This window comes from Thermococcus sp., from assembly GCF_026988555.1.
In the GTDB taxonomy this organism is placed as follows: Archaea; Methanobacteriota_B; Thermococci; order Thermococcales; family Thermococcaceae; genus Thermococcus.
In genome coordinates this window covers 103408-119351 of record NZ_JALSLB010000054.1, presented here as the reverse complement: position 1 = coordinate 119351, position 15944 = coordinate 103408, and the positions used below count along the sequence as shown (strand labels likewise).

At 52.5% G+C, this 15944-nt stretch carries 23 protein-coding genes and 1 tRNA gene; 15 read left to right on the top strand and 9 right to left on the bottom strand.

The genetic code is table 11. The features are described 5' to 3' along the window. Positions 1–11 precede the first annotated feature (11 nt). From MVK60_RS08475 to MVK60_RS08445, 7 genes are all read left to right on the top strand, one after another. A complete protein-coding gene (locus tag MVK60_RS08475) occupies positions 12–803 on the top strand; it encodes a DUF2666 family protein (protein ID WP_297438477.1) in 792 nt (263 codons plus the stop codon). A gap of 24 nt (positions 804–827) precedes the next feature. Continuing rightward, a complete protein-coding gene (locus tag MVK60_RS08470; RefSeq protein ID WP_297438334.1) occupies positions 828–1211 on the top strand; it encodes a Rid family detoxifying hydrolase in 384 nt (127 codons plus the stop codon). A gap of 25 nt (positions 1212–1236) precedes the next feature. Beyond that, complete coding sequence (locus tag MVK60_RS08465) at positions 1237–1611, top strand: Mov34/MPN/PAD-1 family protein (protein WP_297438475.1); 375 nt, start codon at positions 1237–1239, stop codon at positions 1609–1611. Between the two features lie 123 nt (positions 1612–1734). Then, positions 1735–2112 (top strand): helix-turn-helix transcriptional regulator, encoded by a 378-nt coding sequence (locus MVK60_RS08460; RefSeq protein ID WP_297438473.1) that lies wholly within the window; start codon positions 1735–1737, stop codon positions 2110–2112. Positions 2113–2122: 10 nt separating this feature from the next. Then, positions 2123–2413 carry a MazG nucleotide pyrophosphohydrolase domain-containing protein gene (locus MVK60_RS08455; protein ID WP_297438332.1) on the top strand — a complete coding sequence of 97 codons (291 nt, stop codon included), beginning with the start codon at positions 2123–2125 and terminating at the stop codon, positions 2411–2413. A 198-nt stretch (positions 2414–2611) separates the two neighbouring features. Beyond that, positions 2612–3061 (top strand): Lrp/AsnC family transcriptional regulator, encoded by a 450-nt coding sequence (locus MVK60_RS08450; RefSeq protein ID WP_297438471.1) that lies wholly within the window; start codon positions 2612–2614, stop codon positions 3059–3061. A gap of 84 nt (positions 3062–3145) precedes the next feature. After that, positions 3146–3868, top strand: coding sequence for a TIGR00297 family protein (locus MVK60_RS08445; protein ID WP_297438469.1), 723 nt, complete (start codon positions 3146–3148; stop codon positions 3866–3868). Between the two features lie 38 nt (positions 3869–3906). Here the strand turns inward: MVK60_RS08445 and MVK60_RS08440 are convergent, their stop codons facing one another. The 7 genes from MVK60_RS08440 to MVK60_RS08410 form a co-directional block, all read right to left on the bottom strand. Next, positions 3907–4509, bottom strand: a complete 603-nt coding sequence (locus tag MVK60_RS08440) for a 30S ribosomal protein S3ae (RefSeq protein ID WP_297438330.1) — start codon at positions 4507–4509, stop codon at positions 3907–3909. Positions 4510–4527: 18 nt separating this feature from the next. Beyond that, complete coding sequence (locus MVK60_RS08435) at positions 4528–4788, bottom strand: KEOPS complex subunit Pcc1 (RefSeq protein WP_297438328.1); 261 nt, start codon at positions 4786–4788, stop codon at positions 4528–4530. Next, positions 4778–6208, bottom strand: coding sequence for a DHH family phosphoesterase (locus tag MVK60_RS08430; RefSeq protein WP_297438326.1), 1431 nt, complete (start codon positions 6206–6208; stop codon positions 4778–4780). Before MVK60_RS08430 ends, MVK60_RS08435 begins: the two co-directional genes overlap by 11 nt. A 28-nt stretch (positions 6209–6236) precedes the next feature. After that, positions 6237–6692 (bottom strand): 30S ribosomal protein S15, encoded by a 456-nt coding sequence (locus MVK60_RS08425; RefSeq protein ID WP_297438324.1) that lies wholly within the window; start codon positions 6690–6692, stop codon positions 6237–6239. 629 nt (positions 6693–7321) lie between these two features. Further along, positions 7322–7399: transfer RNA gene (locus MVK60_RS08420), tRNA-Met, on the bottom strand. A gap of 93 nt (positions 7400–7492) precedes the next feature. Next, the gene (locus tag MVK60_RS08415; protein WP_297438322.1) at positions 7493–8197 is read right to left on the bottom strand and encodes a hypothetical protein; all 705 of its coding nucleotides are present in this window, start codon (positions 8195–8197) and stop codon (positions 7493–7495) included. A gap of 3 nt (positions 8198–8200) precedes the next feature. Next, the gene (locus MVK60_RS08410) at positions 8201–8596 is read right to left on the bottom strand and encodes a hypothetical protein (RefSeq protein WP_297438321.1); all 396 of its coding nucleotides are present in this window, start codon (positions 8594–8596) and stop codon (positions 8201–8203) included. Positions 8597–8832: 236 nt separating this feature from the next. Between MVK60_RS08410 and MVK60_RS08405 the strand changes: the two genes are divergently transcribed. The 3 genes from MVK60_RS08405 to MVK60_RS08395 are packed head-to-tail and all read left to right on the top strand — an operon-like array spanning position 8833 to position 11712. After that, the gene (locus MVK60_RS08405) at positions 8833–9993 is read left to right on the top strand and encodes an aconitase X catalytic domain-containing protein (RefSeq protein ID WP_297438319.1); all 1161 of its coding nucleotides are present in this window, start codon (positions 8833–8835) and stop codon (positions 9991–9993) included. A 9-nt stretch (positions 9994–10002) separates the two neighbouring features. After that, complete coding sequence (locus MVK60_RS08400) at positions 10003–10404, top strand: DUF126 domain-containing protein (protein ID WP_297438317.1); 402 nt, start codon at positions 10003–10005, stop codon at positions 10402–10404. Between the two features lie 42 nt (positions 10405–10446). Beyond that, a complete protein-coding gene (locus tag MVK60_RS08395) occupies positions 10447–11712 on the top strand; it encodes a site-2 protease family protein (RefSeq protein ID WP_297438315.1) in 1266 nt (421 codons plus the stop codon). Here the strand turns inward: MVK60_RS08395 and MVK60_RS08390 are convergent. Next, positions 11702–12124, bottom strand: a complete 423-nt coding sequence (locus MVK60_RS08390) for a hypothetical protein (RefSeq protein WP_297438313.1) — start codon at positions 12122–12124, stop codon at positions 11702–11704. The genes MVK60_RS08395 and MVK60_RS08390 overlap by 11 nt on opposite strands. Positions 12125–12382: 258 nt before the next feature. Here MVK60_RS08390 and MVK60_RS08385 point away from each other — a divergent pair, with 258 nt between their 5' ends. From MVK60_RS08385 to prf1, 5 genes are all read left to right on the top strand, one after another. After that, a complete protein-coding gene (locus tag MVK60_RS08385; protein WP_297438311.1) occupies positions 12383–12559 on the top strand; it encodes a class III signal peptide-containing protein in 177 nt (58 codons plus the stop codon). Positions 12560–12639: 80 nt separating this feature from the next. Next, positions 12640–12831 carry a hypothetical protein gene (locus MVK60_RS08380; RefSeq protein ID WP_297438309.1) on the top strand — a complete coding sequence of 64 codons (192 nt, stop codon included), beginning with the start codon at positions 12640–12642 and terminating at the stop codon, positions 12829–12831. Positions 12832–12883: 52 nt separating this feature from the next. After that, a complete protein-coding gene (locus MVK60_RS08375) occupies positions 12884–13444 on the top strand; it encodes a hypothetical protein (RefSeq protein ID WP_297438308.1) in 561 nt (186 codons plus the stop codon). Positions 13445–13450: 6 nt separating this feature from the next. Further along, on the top strand, positions 13451–13690 hold the full coding sequence (locus MVK60_RS08370) for a hypothetical protein (RefSeq protein ID WP_297438306.1): 240 nt from the start codon (positions 13451–13453) through the stop codon (positions 13688–13690). A 72-nt stretch (positions 13691–13762) separates the two neighbouring features. Further along, positions 13763–15010 (top strand): peptide chain release factor aRF-1, encoded by a 1248-nt coding sequence (gene prf1 / locus MVK60_RS08365; protein WP_297438304.1) that lies wholly within the window; start codon positions 13763–13765, stop codon positions 15008–15010. Between the two features lie 9 nt (positions 15011–15019). On the opposite strand, the gene MVK60_RS08360 is transcribed toward prf1, so the two are convergent. Further along, positions 15020–15901 (bottom strand): dihydrodipicolinate synthase family protein, encoded by an 882-nt coding sequence (locus MVK60_RS08360; protein WP_297438302.1) that lies wholly within the window; start codon positions 15899–15901, stop codon positions 15020–15022. Between the last annotated feature and the right edge of the window lie 43 nt (positions 15902–15944).

Genomic DNA, 15944 nt, shown 5'->3' with positions numbered 1-15944 from the left:
TGGTGGAGACGATGAGGGTAGAGGATCATGTAATGTTCACGGTTAGACATGGAGAATGGAAGGCTGGAGACAAGCTCCTGGACTTAAGGGATGAAAACGTGGCCCATTTCTTGGCGAGTGTTGCCAACACGGTAAACCCCAAGATACCCGAATATTTGACTGGGATCATGAACGTCGCTGGTATTCTGAGCTTGGCGGAGGAGCTCTCAACGAAGGATTTTGCGGACGCGGTAGTCGCCATGAAATCACCGGGGATCTCCAGGAAACTGGGCTCGCTGGTCTTTGAGGAAAACAAGAAGATAAGGAAGCATCTTGTGGACGTGGCGAGGGCCCTGCTCGTCAGGGAAACCCTTTCCAGGAAGATGACGGTTCAGTATCCTGAGAGGCCGATTACCGATGTCAGTGTCGTCTTTCCGTTTCCGGAGGATCACGTGAACTTCACGGCCAAACATGGAGGATGGATAGTGGTTAAAAGAATCATGATAGACGAGAACACCCCAATGGCGGAGGTAGCGAGGCTACTAGCAAGTATAAACGAGACGGTAACCCTCAAGCTCCCCACCTACGCTGGGATCGATGTGAAGGGCATAGACGCATGGTTTGGGGAGTTTAAAAAGGTGAGAAAGTCTGAGATACCGCTCGTTCTTGAAAAGTACCGGCATTTTGTCCCTTCCAACTACGCTGGGAGGGAGTTTGTGGAACACGCCAGGATTTACGCACTCAGAAAAGCCCTCGAAAAGATAGGACTACCCCTCGATATCCCGGCAAAGTCCCTTGAGAAGTACCTTGAAAAGGCAGGGTGACGGCACACTAACGGGGTGATACCATTGGGTAAAAGCTTTATATCCACGAACGAGTCCCCTCAACCGATAGGCCCGTACAGCCAGGGAGTAGTGGGGGAAGGGCAGCTGCTCTTCGTTTCCGGCCAGATACCCATAGATCCTAGGACGGGGGAGCTCGTGCAGGGGCCCATAGAGGAGGCCGCGAGGATCACTATAGAGAACGTCCTTGCTACTGTTAAGGCCGCCGGTGGAAGCTCCGATAACGTCGTGAAGGTGACCGTGTACATGATCGACTTGAGGGACTTTGAGAAGTTCAACAATGTGTACGAAGGGTACTTCGGCACTTCCAGACCAGCCAGAGCGGTTGTTGAGGTGTCGCATCTCCCAAAAGGGGCAAAAATTGAAATCGACGCCATTGCCGTTCTTTAAGGTTGCGGTTAAATAGGTGAGTGGCATGAAAACGAGCGTGAGGATAAGAAGAGAACTCTTGGAGTACTTGCTTGAACTCGCTAGGGACTTCTACCCCAACGAGTTTGCAGGGTTCCTGCGGGAGAGGGAGGGGGTGTTTGAGGAAGTCCTTATAGCCCCTGCGGGCCACTTTGGGAGGAACTCCGCCTTTTTCAACACTTGGATGCTTCCCATGGACGAGAACATCAAGGGTACCGTGCACTCACATCCAGTACCAAACGCACGCCCTTCGACGGCGGATCTCCAGTTCTTCTCGAAGTTTGGGGGAGTCCATATAATAATCGCGTACCCCTTCACCGAGGAGAGCATCGTGGCCTACGGAAGTGATGGCGGTCCTATGAAGGTGTTGATAGTTGATTGATCCTCTCACACCACAAGGTGAGGCCTGAAAGAGCGAGATGTTGATCGTCCCGTACTCCCTAATTATTTTCATGTGAGCAAAAATTCTTAAAGGTTTGAGGACTAACTGGTTACGGTGAGGAAGATGAGACTTGCGGAAGTCGTTGAGAAACTGAGTGCCGGTCAGAAGAGCACCGTGCTTCGCTGTGCAGAATCATGCGATATCCTTGACCTCGACACTGAGGTAGACCCCAACGTCAATCCCAATGCCCTTACTTTCCTGAAGGCCGTTTCAAACCCTACACGCCTCCAGATGCTCAAGCTTCTTAAGGACACATGGCTGTGCGTCTGTCTTATATCGCAGATACTTGAAAAAGACCAGACTCTCATAAGCCACCATCTGCGTGTTTTGAAGGAGTCAGGGCTGCTGGAGGAGAGGAGAGAGGGAAAAATGCGTTTTTACAGAACGAACTCCGAGGCCATCAAGAACTATCTTGAACGAATAACGACCGAGATCGTTTGAGGGTGCCGTTATGAAAAATGAGCAGGTCAAGGTTGATGAGCTGATCCAGGAACTGGGTGGGTACTGGACACCATTTAAGATGATAGCTGCGCTTGTTGAGGAGGTTGGAGAACTGGCGGATGAGATGCTAAAGGTGGAGGGCGTAAAAAGTGGTGGGGATTTGGTGAGGCTTCGGGAAGAGGTGGGTGACGTTATGTTCGCCCTCTCCTGCATAGCCAACCACTACGGGATTGACCTGGAAGAGGCCCTTGGAGAGAGCATTGAGAAGTACAGGCGGCGGGATATGAGAAATGGAACTTAAAGTAACATTTGGCCCCCCTTTCCCCCGTTTCAAGGTCCTAAATAGTGACGTAATGTCATGCTCCTGTCAGGGGATACGTTGCATTTTATTAAAAGTTGTGAACTAAAGGTTAAGTTGTTGAAAAGTTTACAAGATAACGGAAAAACTTTTATATAGCTCCGGCATTATTGAAAACTAAAGATGGTCGAGGTGGGTGAGATGGCCGATAAAATAACCGGCATCGATATCAGGATTTTGAAGCTCTTGGCAAAGAACGCTAGGCTTACCTATAAGGATCTGGCCGAGCTTCTTGACACTACCAGGCAGAGGGTCTCCCGCAGGATGGACCGGCTCGAGAGGAACGGTATCATCAAGAAGTACACCGTTATCCCCGATTATGATTCCCTGGGGTACATGTACGCCCTCCTGGGCATAACACTAAAGCCCGGCACGGATGTAGATAGTGTCATCGAGGTGCTGAAAGAAAACGAGAACGTGAAGGTGATCCAGAAGGCGATAGGGTCACACAACCTCATCCTCCACGTGGCGGGTCCAAAGGACATGAAGGAGATGGATAGAATACTCTCTGAGATAACTAAGAAAGTGCACGCGATAGACTGCCTTGACATAACGTTTGTTACTGACACGATTAAATTCGAGACCCTCTGAGCGTTCGGGCTCAGTTTTTATTTTTAACGATGGTCTGCAGAAAAGGTAATAAAGCATCGCTTGAATCAGGACAAGGTGGTATTGGTGCTCCAGGGACTGGCAGAGAGCTCGGTGATAGTTGGCCTGTTGGCTACACTTGCGTACAGATCGGGGGCCCTCGATAGAAAGGGCTGTCTTGCCGCTGCCTTTTTGGGCCTTTTAATACTGGAGTTCGGTGGTGTTTATCCATTCCTGGCACTGCTGTTCTTCGTTATCCTTGGCGTCATGGCCACGAAGTATCGTTTTCATGAGAAATCCAGGCTTGGTATAGCCCAACACAACCACGGGGTCAGGGGCTGGGGCAACGTTCTGGGGAACGGGCTTGGTGCCCTCATCTTTATCCTGTTTGAGTACGTCTCCCGGAGGGACGTATTCTGGGCGGCGTCCTTTGCGGCGATAGCCACTGCCAACGGGGACACCCTAGCAAGCGAACTGGGTAAGATATTTGGTGGGAGGCCCCGCCTTATAACGAACCTCCAACCCGTGAAAGCGGGGACCAACGGTGGCGTCACCCTTGTCGGCGAGTTGTTTGCCCTTGCCGGCTCATTTGCAATTGCTATCTTTGCCCTTCCCCTAACCGGAAATAAAATGCTGATGCTCCTGGCCGTTGTTGTGGGAGGCTTCATCGGGGTAAATCTGGACAGTTTGATAGGTGCAACCCTTGAGAACCGGGGGATAACTGATAACAACTCCACGAACTTTTTAGCCTCTTTCCTTGGCGGCCTTACCGGGGCGGTTGTGTACTATCTCCTGATGCCCAGCGGATAATGGAACCAAGACTTCAAACCTAGAAGAGGGTGGAGGCGTCAAGCCTCCGGTTCGGCGAGAACCTTTATCTTTCTGATCTCGGCGCGCTTTATTGGGTATATCTTCTTGGCTTCTTTGGCCATCTCAGCGCCCATCTTGCCGGTTACGGCCTCGGTTACGAAATCCCTGTATGTAAGTTCCTCGGCTTTCCTGTAGATGATGTCGTGTATGATGTCACGTATGGCTCTCTCCTGGCTGGTCTGGATGCGCCTGTAGGCTATGACCATACCCATTACGCGGAGCTTGTAACCGTCTTTAGTAGTGACGTTGTAGATGCCATCGATCCTCGTGCTTCTTCTCCTGACGAGACTCCTTATGTAGCTCCTCGCAAGGGTGTGTCCCCTGAACTTGGTGTATGCGTTCTGTCCCTTGACGTCGTAAACCTGGAAGTAGAGCTTAACCTGTCCCTTGGTGAAGTCTCCGGTGAGGTCTTTGAGTGTTGTCTCGATTACCCTCCCCACAACCTTCTCCGGTTCATCCGCCGGGGTCAAACCTATCTCCTTGCTTCCGAAAAAGTCTGGAGCGTAAACCACGAACCACTCCTTCGACTTCCACTTATCCTTGGTTGCGGCAGCCTTTTTCCTTGGGTTAGTCTTTGCCATCTTAACACCTCCAATCCTTCACACCTTTTCAGTGACGTCTTCAGCGATTTTGATCGAAAACACCAAATCATCCAGCGCTTTGATGAGGGTTTCAATCTCACCCGAGTATTTAACCTTTGTTATGGCGTCTCCATCAACCCATAGGGTTTTCACATTTAAACTTTTCTTTAGCCGGCCTGGTATTGAGGTGTTGTCAACGTGGATGGCCTCCGCTATTGCCCTTGCGAGTTCCTCGCCCCCGTAATGCCATGTTATCTCCACGTTTGCCTCAATCTCCATTCGTCTTTCCCCCGTCCACTTGCTCCCCTAGAATTCTGTTGAGGAGCCTGGCGAACTCGTCGATCTTTGATTTCGGGAAGCGGATTCCAGCAGCTATTGCATGTCCTCCTCCCTCTCCTCCCAGCCTCTCTGCAACGTATTTCAGGGCCTCCCCAAGATGGTAGCCTTTCGCGAGGGCCCTCTCTGTGGTTCTTGCAGATCCTTTCACCAGGTTCTCATCCTCGTCGCTGTCGGCCAGGATCACAACCGGTTTCTCGGGGTTCACCAGCCCGGAGTTTATGGCCATGTTGGCGGCTATCCCGACCAGCGTGTCCCTGATGTTCCTGCCCGCATAGAACACGTAGGCGTGCTCCCCCTCGTCAGCCATGTTCCAGTTCTGGATTATGAACCTTCTGGCCTCAACCTGCTCCTTTTTGTAATCGTCTAACATCTTCCGGGCTTTCCTGTAGGCTTCCTCATCCCCGAGGCATATCGCAACCCCTAGCGTTCCAGCGTTGAGCCTTCCGGTGGCGTTCAGCAGCGTGGAGAACTCCCTGGCCTCGTGCCTCACGTCCCCCTCCGGATACAGGGGACTTACGACCACGTCTCCAATGAGGCGGTCTATGGATTCCTTGGGCGCATCATACTTTATCATCTGGATTATGAGGGCGTCGTGGAGCTTTCTCTTCTCCTCCTCACGGAGCTGCCAGTAGTGGGCATCGGGGTCAAAGCCCTTGGCCCTTAACCACTGGATCGCATTCCTCTCATCCCCAGTTATCCCTGGTATCTCCGGGTTAGTCGCGTAGGCAAGCATCTGTCTCAGAGGGCGGCTCTCTCTGCCGAAGAGTCTGAGCTCTTTTCTGATCTCTAGGATGTCAAGCCCTTTACCGTCTTCGATAATGTCGAGGTTCATCCCGTGGAAGGTTCCGTCTATCTCCTGCATATCACCAACGGCACCGACGAGGGCAATATACGCCAGATCACGGTTCTTATCACTCATCTCCCTGGCGACGAAGTAGGCAACACCGGAACCGCTGAGATCCCGGACGCTGTTGGCACCAAAGGGTACTGGATTCACGAGTAGATGGGAGTCATTCGTGAACTCCTCTCTCTCAGGCGGATGATGGTCGGCAACGACGACCGTGGCATCGTTCAGGTATGACTCTATCCAGCCCATCGCCCCGCTACCCAGGTCGCTGAAAACGTAGATTCGGTGTTTTTCGCGTGCAAGTTCTTTAACAAGGCCCTCACTGACCTGCTTCACGATACTTAACTGGAAGCTTCCTCCCTCCCTGGCTATGGCCTTCGCCAGCACTGCACCCGCTGTTATACCGTCCGCGTCGCGGTGGGAGATGAGGCGGATAGTGTGTCCTAACTCGATGTGCATTTTGATTAGCTCTGCTCCCTCACGGGCCTTTTCTAAGAAAGCGCCCCTGTCCATTTTACCACCTTATAAGAAAGGAGAGAGGTCAGCGAACCAAGAGCTTGGCCTGCTCCGGATCGTACCTCCACTTGGCGGGCAGCTTGCCGGTTCTCCTGTAATACTTGACGAGCCTCCTGATCTTGCTCTCGGTGAGCTGTAATCCGCGCCTTGAGTGCCTGTCCTTCGGGTGCATCTCAAGGTGCTTCCTGAGCTTGACGGCCTTCCTGATGAGTGACATGAGGTCCTCGGGGATGTTCGGAGCGAGGCCGTTCTCCTCAAGGATCTTGGTTATCTTCTTGCCGGTGATAAGCTTGACGCTCGGAATGCCGTACTGGTCCCTGAGGATCGTCCCTATCATGGCAGCGCTGTAGCCTTCCTTCCTGAGCTTGATAACGAGCCCCTCGACCTCCTCCGCCGTGTACTCGACCCAGGTCGGCGGAGCGGTCCTCGGTGGCCTCTTAGAACCAGACTTACCCCTCTTTCTCGCGTGTATCCTTGCCATATCATACCCCTCCTGGTGACGGCCAGCTCCCGCCAGCCGCCCCTTCGCATCGGCGTAGAAGGAGGAGTTTAAAAAGTTTGCCGTCAGTGACAGCTGACGGCTCCTCCTTCCTTTCCACTCCAGCTGCAACTGTCCACAAGGTTTCCCTCGACATCGTACAGGCAGGCGGTGTCCCCGTCGTTGTTCCATACTGCTTGCTTCCTGCCCGGTATAGATCCGTTTCAGTGTCCGTACCCTCGCCGGGTGAACCTTAACACTCGGCCCCCGTCTTTATAATAAAACCTGCGGGGAAAATATAAACATGATTGCTTTCGTCCATCAGCCTCCCTCCACCCATCCCAACGTCGGCGGATCCCTCGTTCGTTATAAGGATGTATCCACCGCTCACGTCGCTGCCGGGGGTTGTACTCCACATAGGAAATAACGACCTTGGAGTTTTCGGAATTTGTGGACAAGAGCTCTATCACTACGTAATATTGTAAAGGCAACTATGCCAATTGCAGCGGTAAGCATAAACGGGTACTCAATTAAACCTTGGCCCGCCCCATAGATCATCACTGTGCTCCACAATTGTAATCTTGAGAGCTATTAGTACAGGACACCAGAAAAATATCATCCCGGTAAACAACTGGTAGCGGGGGGAAGATTTGAACTTCCGACCTCCGGGTTATGAGCCCGGCGGGCACTCCTAGCTGCCCCACCCCGCTGCTCGACCCGTTAGGTAGTGAACCGTGCAGGGTTTATAAATCTTGCGGAGGATCACCGAGACACCGGTAAATAAGGGCAAACAGAAAAGACTTTCACCCGGTGGGTTCTATCACCACCGCGACCTTTGCGTTCCTCCCCTCGGAGGCGAACCTCACAGGTCTTCCTCTGTTGTCCACTGTGAGGGTCCAGGTCGTTCCGGAGGGCGTTTTTATGTCGTATGAATACGTTTTTCCTTCAAGGCCGAGACCCCTCAGAATTCTGTTCCCAACCGGATCGTTCTCGACTATCTCAATCTTCCCACCTTCTTGGAGCCTCTCACGGAGGGACACGAGAGGGAGGTTTTCCTGAAACATCAGCATGGCTTCTTCCCTAGAGATTCCGAAGTATCCTTTCCAGAAGTCAACGACGTCCATCACCGTTCCGTTGGCCAGCTTCACCCTGCCGCCTACGTTTCCGGTCCTGAGGTTGACCGTAACGTTCCCGCTCATCACGAGCGTACCATTCATGTAGAACTCCTCGTATTCCTCCACCGTCCCGCTGGTTAGATCAACCTTACCCCTAGCCACGACTTTCCCGGCGTACGCGAACCTCTTCTCCACGTGCCCTGAGGTTCCGTTGTATATGCCCTTAACGTGGAACTGCTCAAAGGTGACCTCCCTGGTGAATGAGTAGTGGTTCACTCCTTCAATGCCCCTGAGGAGGGCCTCCTTTGACGGCGGCTCCGCGAGGGCGTAAGCCACCCCCAAGGTGCTCCCCACTAGGAGCAGAATCCCAAACGCGACCAGAATCTTTCTCATACCTCATTCCTCCTGAACGTTAACGTAATGCCATCCAATAACCAGCTTTGAGCTGGGACCGCCCTCATCGTCCCGAGGGTAGGGATAGAAGAAGCTCTCCGTGAATCCGGGTGCTGAGTACGTCTTGAACATATCAAATCCTTCTGTGTTGGTCAGATGGGCAGTTGCAACGTCGAGGGAAAATGTGCCCAAGAACGGGATGAATATTGAACTCCATCCAGAACCTTGATACCAGGATGTTGTGTATGTTCCTAACGTACCCTGCATCTTGAATTCGTAATGGAATGGCCATATCCCAACGGTGGTAGTTGCGTAGAAATCGGGGCCGTTGTCTGAGAGAACAACATCGTATGTTGGAGCGTAAGCTACCACGGCGGCGGTATCAGCCAACAACATCATAACTGTTCCAAAAAAAAACAATTGTCCCCAACTTCAACATATTCATAGAGCCCCCCTCATCCTGTTCTTTGTGCTCAAAGTATAAAAACCTTTCGAAGTTTATAAGTACACAAATTGACATTGAACTATTAGTTTTAGTTAATCCCAAAATTGAGCATATGGCACAAATTGAATGTTCACGATATTTGGAAGAAAATGCCTATAAACCCTGAAATCTCAGGGATATAGGTGGTGTGATGTACCTGACCAAGGAGGAGGAGATGGTTCTGGAGGGAGAGTATGGCTACGCCCTCCAGAAGGCGATGGAGATACTCGTGGCGCTTGGGGAGATCTACGATGCCGACCGCCTCATTCCCATCAAGAGTGCTCAGGTTGCCGGCGTTTCCTATAAGAACATCGGGGATGCAGGAATAGAGTTTCTGGAGGATTTTGTTAACACTGGGGCAAGGGTCTCGGTCTACACAACATTGAATCCAGCCGGAATAGGTGACGAAGGATTTATGGAGAAGCAGAAAAGGGTGCTTGAGCTCTACAGATCAATGGGTGTAGAAACAACCTCCACCTGCACCCCCTACTACGGTGCCAACCTGCCAAAGTTCGGCGATCATCTTGCGTGGAGTGAGAGTTCCGCGGTGAGTTTCGCAAACTCCATAATTGGGGCCAGAACAAACAGGGAGGGTGGCCCATCGAGTCTGGCCGCCGCAATAGTCGGTAAAACCCCAAATTACGGTCTACATCTTGATGAGAACAGACGGGCGACCGTGGTCGTGGACGTGGGGGCTGAAGTTAGGACCTTCGTTGATTACGCGGCCCTTGGCTATCACCTGGGCAGGACGCTCGGCAACGATGTGCCTTACTTTAAAGGGTTGAAGCCTGAGAGAACCGAGTTTCTCAAGGAGATGGGGGCGGCTATGGCAGCGAGCGGTTCGATAGCGCTCTACCACGTGGAGGGGGAGACCCCGGAGTATCGCCAGGTCGTTGTCGATAAACTTGAAACGATATCAGTGGAGAGGAGCGACATACGGGCCGTAAAAGAAGCTTTCTCGGATGACTGGAGCGAGATAGATATGGTACTCGTTGGGTGTCCACACGCGTCGCTTCCCGAGGTTAAGGAGATCGCGGAACTCCTGAGACTGCGTGGAAGACCTCTCAGGATACCCCTTTTCATAACCGCTAGTCGGGCGGTGAAGGCCCTGGCGGATTCCCTTGGTTACACGGAGGTTATAGAGAGGTACAACGGGTGGATCCTAGTTGATGCGTGCTTTGTGGTTTCACCCGTCAGGGGCTGGTATAACGGCATAGCGACCAACAGCGGGAAGAGCGCATTCTACTTCCGCTCCTTTGGCTTCAGTGTGAGACTCGACGATGTCGAGAAGCTGATCATGGAATCCCCGTGAGGTGAGAGCATGAGACTTAAGGGAAGAAGAGTGGTGGGAGGAACTGCTGAGGGGGAGCTTGTGGTCTCTAAAAAACCCCTCTCGTTTCTGGGTGGGGTTGACCCTGAGACTGGGGTGGTGACCGACGCGGAGAGCGATATTAAAGGACAGAACATAGCCGGGAAGGTTCTGGCGTTTCCCCGGGGAAAGGGTTCGACCGTTGGGTCCTACGTCATCTACGCGCTTAAAAAGAACGGCAAGGCCCCCAGAGCGATAATAGTTGGTGAGGCTGAGACCATAGTCGCAACCGGAGCAATAATAGCGGAGATTCCGATGGTGGATGGAATAGACGTTTCGAAGCTTAAGAACGGGGCGAGGGTTAGGGTAAACGGAGACTCGGGGGAGGTGGAGGTTCTCAACTCTGGGGAGTAGGGTTTTTAACCCCTCCACCTTCTTCCTTATCGGGAGGCAAAAATGGTCCGGGGAATTTACGAGTGCATAAACTGCGGCCACAGAGAGGAAGTGGATTCAAACGAACCCCTGCTTGAGGGGGCCTGTCCCAAGTGCGGCGGGGACATGGTGCTGGTGGGTTATGCGAGGAACGGGGAGAAAGTGCCCGTACAGCCGTTGGAGCTCCCGGTACCCGCCGGCCCTCCGGTCCTTCCCCGGGAGGTCGCGGAGACAATCAAACGCTTTTACAATGCAGAACTCATTAAGACGGACGGCAGCGTGTTTGTCTATGAGGTTCATGAGATATTTGAGCGGAACTTTGAGATGATCCTTGGAGAACTGGAGAAGACGGGCTACTGGGCGGCCCTCAAAAGACGCGAAGGCAAGACCCTTCTCTTCGTTTTTCCAGCCCAGGCACCTAAAAAGGACAACCTCTGGCTTCCGATCGCTTTCCTCTTGGCCACTATAGCAACAACGCTTCTAGCCGGCTACTACCTGGCCGTGAACTACATCGCGTTGCTCGATGAGTACGGGTTACCCGGGATCAGAAACCCATGGCTGGATGCGATTGCGTTCTCGGTCAGCCTCATGGCCATACTGGGAACCCACGAGATGGGGCATAAGGTGGCCGCCGCCTACCACAACGTAAGGTCAACTTTTCCGTACTTTATCCCGTTTCCAAACTTTCTGGGTACTCTAGGGGCCATCATACGGGTTAAATCACCCCTTCCAACAAGAAACGCTGCGATAGACCTCGGCGTCAGCGGGCCCATCGCGGGTTTTCTCGTTGCGATTCCCGTAAGTGTGATAGGACTGCGGCTCTCAGCGGTGGTCCCAGGGGTGTCGATGCCCGCCACCAGTAAGAGTATCCTGTTCGGCGAGAATCTGTTCTTCATCCTGCTAGAGAAATACATCGTTAACTTTCCTCAGAACGGCACCGTCTTCCTTCATCCCGTGGCGATTGCCGGCTGGGTGGGTATCCTCGTGACGTTTCTGAACCTCGTCCCGGCCGCCCAGCTGGATGGGGGGCATATAGCCAGGGCGTTCCTTGGGGAGAAGGCGCACTACTACTTCACTCTGGCACTGGGGCTCGGCATGCTGGCCATGAGCTACCTGTGGGTCGGGTGGGCCCTGTGGGGGATCCTCGTCCTGATGATGGGTGCCATGGGAAATCCCGGGGCTCTGGATGAGGCGAGTCCAATATCTAGGAGGAGGGTGGTACTGGCGCTCATTGCCGTTATAATCTTCGTACTCTCGGCCACACCCAGGCCATTCTGGGTCACCGGCTGAGTCCGTTCTCCTTCAATATCTGCTCGATATCGTAGTATATCGAGTCCCGTGAGACCCCAAACGTTCTCGCCAGTTCCGAGATGTTCAGGACCCTAGGGTTGTAGTTGAATATCCGGAGGACATTGGCCAGCAGGGCCCTCCGCTCCTTTATCGTCAGGTTCGGAAGTGCCCTGTGCTCTGGGGATATGTTGTAAATAGCCACGGCAACACCGTAGGTTCTTCGGGTAACGGGGGTGGTGTAAGTTCCAACCTCAAAGTCGACCACCTTCGCCTCTTCCGGCAGCTTCGCATTGAGGAGCTCAAGAGCTTTAGAGACTGCATCCCCTCTGTTTCTGCCGGTTGCGTGTTCTACCAGAACCCCTTTAGCCATTGTAACCGTCGTGTCGAGCAATATGGTCACGTTCAGGTTCATAAACGCCCCAAAGCTTAGGGAAATTTTGGATGAATATATGAAACCTGGTGCAGAGGAAAGTATCTCTTTTGATTTAATTACAATGGTATTTACACAATCCTCAACACTAGCCGATTCACATTGGATACTAATCAATTGCACGTGACCACCCCTGTTCACCCGGCAATATTGAGTACATTACTCACAAATCTGAGCAGAAATATATATAAGCTTTTTCTGTGCATTAGTGGATGAAGTAATCCCTCTGGAGGTGAAACCATGAAGAGAAAGGCCCAGGGTGCAATTGAGTACCTGTTTATGATTGCAGCTGCCCTGATAATAATCCTGATCGTGGTCAGGCAGCTCAGGGGTAGGACAAAGAGTGCCACCAACACCATAAACAGCACGGGGACTGAGCTTAACAGCACCCTCAACCAGCTGAACCAGAGTGGTTGATCTTTGGACTATCGTTTTATTTTTCTATTCATGTAGTTCCTTCTGTTCGTGCACCAACGAATGTACATGGGTGGCTAGTAATGGGTAGAAAAGCTCAGGCATCCCTGGAGTATATACTGATGTTTGCTGTAGGGATGTTAATAGCGGCTGTAATAATTTACAAGCTGATAGGGGTTAAGGGGCTTGCGATATGGGCGGGGTCCAAGATGAACACCACCGGCAACGAAATCTCCGAAAATCTTCATAATTTAAGCAACAGCAGTACTGGATGAGGGGGACAAACCTTTTTAGGTTGTCGTTTTAGCGTTATCTGGGTGGTGATCTATGGCGTTCCTTTCCTTTGGTTCGAAGAGGGATAAGATAAAGAAGCTCATAATGAATGAGCGCTTTGATGAAGTGCTCCCGATGGTCATCAAGGACAAAAAGGCACTCAACGGGCTTGTTGAACTGCTGGACGATCCTGCGCCGGGGATAAGGGGGGATACGCTCCTTCTCCTGGGGGAGGTTCTCAGGCAGAACCGCGACGTCCTGAAGCCTCATGTTAAGGTCGTTCTCCTAAAAGCACTGGAGATGACAAGGAACAGGAATCCCTACGTCAAGGAGAACGCGATGGTGCTCCTCTATGGCATGATTAGGGAGCTCCCCACGGAACTTGGAACCCTGAGGGGCGAAGTCGTTGATGAGCTGATCGAAGAGATCGACGAGGGGGACAGCACGACGAAAGCGTTTGCAGCCTTTATACTTGGAGAGCTAAATGCCATCGAGGCCGTTCCAAAGCTGGAGGGTCTGGTGGACGTGGAGGAAAAGGTCATACTGCCCTTTGAGGGCAAGAAATGGGTTCCACTCGGCGAAATCGCGCGTGAGTCCCTCGAAAAACTCGGGTGAGGGGAGATGATACTGCCGTCCCTCCTGCTCATCCTTCTGTTGATATTCGTTGTGTGGATAGTTTTGAAGCTCACGCTGGCGATAATCAAGTGGCTTGCCGTCAACGCCATTGTGGGCCTTCTTCTGGTGGGCGTTTTGAACTTCCTCGGCGTCACAAACATCCATCTGACCTTGATAAATTTCTTTATAATAGCCGTGGGCGGTGTCGTGGGCGTGTTTATCCTGATCTTTCTCTCCCTGATTTAGCTTTCCAAACCTTTATAAATTCCGTTTTCGTGCTTCCCTTGGCGAGAAGAACAGGTTCGGAAGGTGATCCTCATGTCTCATAAGTCAGCAGAGATGTACGAACTCAAAAAAAAGGTGGAGGAACTGAAAGGTTATCGAGGTCGAGCAACTGAACTCGTCAGTCTCTACATTCCCGACGGCTACGATATAAACAAGGTTATGCAGCAGCTCAGAGAAGAATACGGTACCGCTCAGAACATCAAAAGCAAGTCAACGCGAAAAAACGTCCTCGGGGCACTGGAAAGGGCCATGCAACATCTCAAACTCTACAGACAGACACCCAAGAATGGCCTGGCACTGTTCACCGGCAACGTTAGTGAGCAGGAGGGAGTGAGCGACATAAGGCTCTGGGCCATAGTCCCGCCCGAGCCGCTCAGGGTTCGCCTCTACCGATGCGACCAGACGTTCATTACCGAGCCCCTGGAGGAGATGCTCCGCGTCAAAGATGCCTATGGCCTCATCACCGTTGAGAAGAACGAAGCGACCATCGGTCTGCTTAGGGGAAAGAGGATAGAGCTCATAGATGACCTCACGTCGAATGTCCCCGGAAAGACCCGAGCCGGTGGACAGTCTGCGAGGCGTTACGAGAGGATTCGCGAGCAGGAGACCCACGAATTCATGAAGCGCATAGCGGATCACGCGGCGAATGCCTTCCTTCCGCTTCTCGAAAAGGGGGAGCTAAAGGGTATAATAATCGGCGGCCCCGGCCCGACCAAGGAGGACTTCATAGAGAAGGAGTACCTTCACCATGAGCTCAGAAAGAAGATAATAGGTGTCGTCGATATAAGTTACAGTGGAGAGTACGGCCTTAAGGAACTGGTTGAGAAGGCCAGTGATATACTCAGCGAACACGAGGCCATAAAGGAGCGCCACCTCATCCAGGGGTTCTTCCGCCATCTCGTTAAGGACACCGGAATGATAACCTACGGTGAGAACGAGGTTCGAAAAGCCCTGGAGCTTGGCGCGGTGGACAAGCTTCTTATCAGTGAGGGTTACGACAAGGTGCGCGTGAAGGCCAAGTGCAACAACTGCGGCTGGGAGGAACTCAAGACGATGAACGAGCCCGAATTCCACGTTTACAGAAAACAGCTCACCCACTGCCCCAAGTGCGGCAGTCAGAACGTTGCGGTTGAAAAGTGGGATGTGGCGGAGGAGCTCATAAAGATGGCTGAGGATAGCGGTGCGGACGTTGAGATAATATCCCTCGACACCGAGGAGGGTCAGCAGTTCTACAAGGCCTTCGGTGGAATAGCGGCTTTTCTGAGGTATAAAATTCTGTGAAGGTAGTTTTCAACCAAGAACCTCCGTGAGGAGTTTTTCTATCCTCTCCTTTACCTCCGGCCCGTCTACAGCGTAAGGTGGCCTCAAAATCGGTTTTATTGAAAAGCCCCTCACCGACATCGCCAGCTTTATCGCGGAGCCGAAGGATGATGCAACGTCGTAGACCCGGGATAGCTTTGCCAGCCTCCTGGCGTGCTCAAAGGCATCCTCAAACCGTTTCTCCTGGAACGCCTTCCAGAGGACCAGGTGAACCTCTGGGGCGAAGTTGGCGCAGGCCATTATCCCCCCGTCCCCACCGAGAATTAGGGTGTTAAGGAAGTGCTGGTCTAGGCCGGTGAAGACCTTGAAGTCATTCCTCTCGCCCTTGACATCAAGGATAACGTCTCTGATGTGGTTTATGCTGTCGATGGTCTCCTTTACGCCGGCGATGTTTGAATATTCTAGGGCCAGGCGCTTGATGAGGGAAACGCTGAGCGGGTTGGCGCAGGAGGGGATGTTGTAGGGGATGATCTGGATATCAGTTTTTTCAGCGATCATCGAGTAGTGGGCGAACAGGGCGTTGTCGTCCAGGGGACAGTAGTAGGGGGGCGCTATCACGACGTAGTCCGCGCCGATGTCCTGGGCATGCTTCGTAAGCTCAACGACCTCAACGGTGTTGGAAGATGTGGTTCCCACGAGATAGAACGATGAAGTGACCAGTTCGCGCCCCTTCTCGGCAAGGAACTTCATCTCTTCGGTGTTCAGGCTCGTGAACTCACCGGTCGTCGCGTTGATGAATATCCCGTGGACGCCGACCTTCTGGAGAAACTCGATGTGCTCCTCGAGGGCCGGAACATCAATGGAGTAGTCCTCGTTGAAGGGCGTTACAAGGGGCACTATAACACCGCGCATGGAACCACCGGGAGGTGTTGGAGAAAGGGGTATTTTAGGGTTC

Bases quoted from the DNA above. Each gene is read 5' to 3' on its own strand.
- MVK60_RS08395 (WP_297438315.1), top strand. From the start codon at position 10,447: ATGGTCCGGGGAATTTACGAGTGCATAAACTGCGGCCACAGAGAGGAA.
- MVK60_RS08380 (WP_297438309.1), top strand. From the start codon at position 12,640: ATGGGTAGAAAAGCTCAGGCATCCCTGGAGTATATACTGATGTTTGCT.
- MVK60_RS08375 (WP_297438308.1), top strand. From the start codon at position 12,884: ATGGCGTTCCTTTCCTTTGGTTCGAAGAGGGATAAGATAAAGAAGCTC.
- MVK60_RS08450 (WP_297438471.1), top strand. From the start codon at position 2,612: ATGGCCGATAAAATAACCGGCATCGATATCAGGATTTTGAAGCTCTTG.
- MVK60_RS08405 (WP_297438319.1), top strand. From the start codon at position 8,833: ATGTACCTGACCAAGGAGGAGGAGATGGTTCTGGAGGGAGAGTATGGC.
- MVK60_RS08455 (WP_297438332.1), top strand. From the start codon at position 2,123: ATGAAAAATGAGCAGGTCAAGGTTGATGAGCTGATCCAGGAACTGGGT.
- MVK60_RS08440 (WP_297438330.1), bottom strand. From the start codon at position 4,509: ATGGCAAAGACTAACCCAAGGAAAAAGGCTGCCGCAACCAAGGATAAG.
- MVK60_RS08435 (WP_297438328.1), bottom strand. From the start codon at position 4,788: ATGGAGATTGAGGCAAACGTGGAGATAACATGGCATTACGGGGGCGAG.
- MVK60_RS08370 (WP_297438306.1), top strand. From the start codon at position 13,451: ATGATACTGCCGTCCCTCCTGCTCATCCTTCTGTTGATATTCGTTGTG.
- MVK60_RS08400 (WP_297438317.1), top strand. From the start codon at position 10,003: ATGAGACTTAAGGGAAGAAGAGTGGTGGGAGGAACTGCTGAGGGGGAG.
- prf1 (WP_297438304.1), top strand. From the start codon at position 13,763: ATGTCTCATAAGTCAGCAGAGATGTACGAACTCAAAAAAAAGGTGGAG.
- MVK60_RS08460 (WP_297438473.1), top strand. From the start codon at position 1,735: ATGAGACTTGCGGAAGTCGTTGAGAAACTGAGTGCCGGTCAGAAGAGC.
- MVK60_RS08385 (WP_297438311.1), top strand. From the start codon at position 12,383: ATGAAGAGAAAGGCCCAGGGTGCAATTGAGTACCTGTTTATGATTGCA.
- MVK60_RS08430 (WP_297438326.1), bottom strand. From the start codon at position 6,208: ATGGACAGGGGCGCTTTCTTAGAAAAGGCCCGTGAGGGAGCAGAGCTA.
- MVK60_RS08475 (WP_297438477.1), top strand. From the start codon at position 12: ATGAGGGTAGAGGATCATGTAATGTTCACGGTTAGACATGGAGAATGG.
- MVK60_RS08410 (WP_297438321.1), bottom strand. From the start codon at position 8,596: ATGATGTTGTTGGCTGATACCGCCGCCGTGGTAGCTTACGCTCCAACA.
- MVK60_RS08390 (WP_297438313.1), bottom strand. From the start codon at position 12,124: ATGAACCTGAACGTGACCATATTGCTCGACACGACGGTTACAATGGCT.
- MVK60_RS08465 (WP_297438475.1), top strand. From the start codon at position 1,237: ATGAAAACGAGCGTGAGGATAAGAAGAGAACTCTTGGAGTACTTGCTT.
- MVK60_RS08425 (WP_297438324.1), bottom strand. From the start codon at position 6,692: ATGGCAAGGATACACGCGAGAAAGAGGGGTAAGTCTGGTTCTAAGAGG.
- MVK60_RS08415 (WP_297438322.1), bottom strand. From the start codon at position 8,197: ATGAGAAAGATTCTGGTCGCGTTTGGGATTCTGCTCCTAGTGGGGAGC.
- MVK60_RS08360 (WP_297438302.1), bottom strand. From the start codon at position 15,901: ATGCGCGGTGTTATAGTGCCCCTTGTAACGCCCTTCAACGAGGACTAC.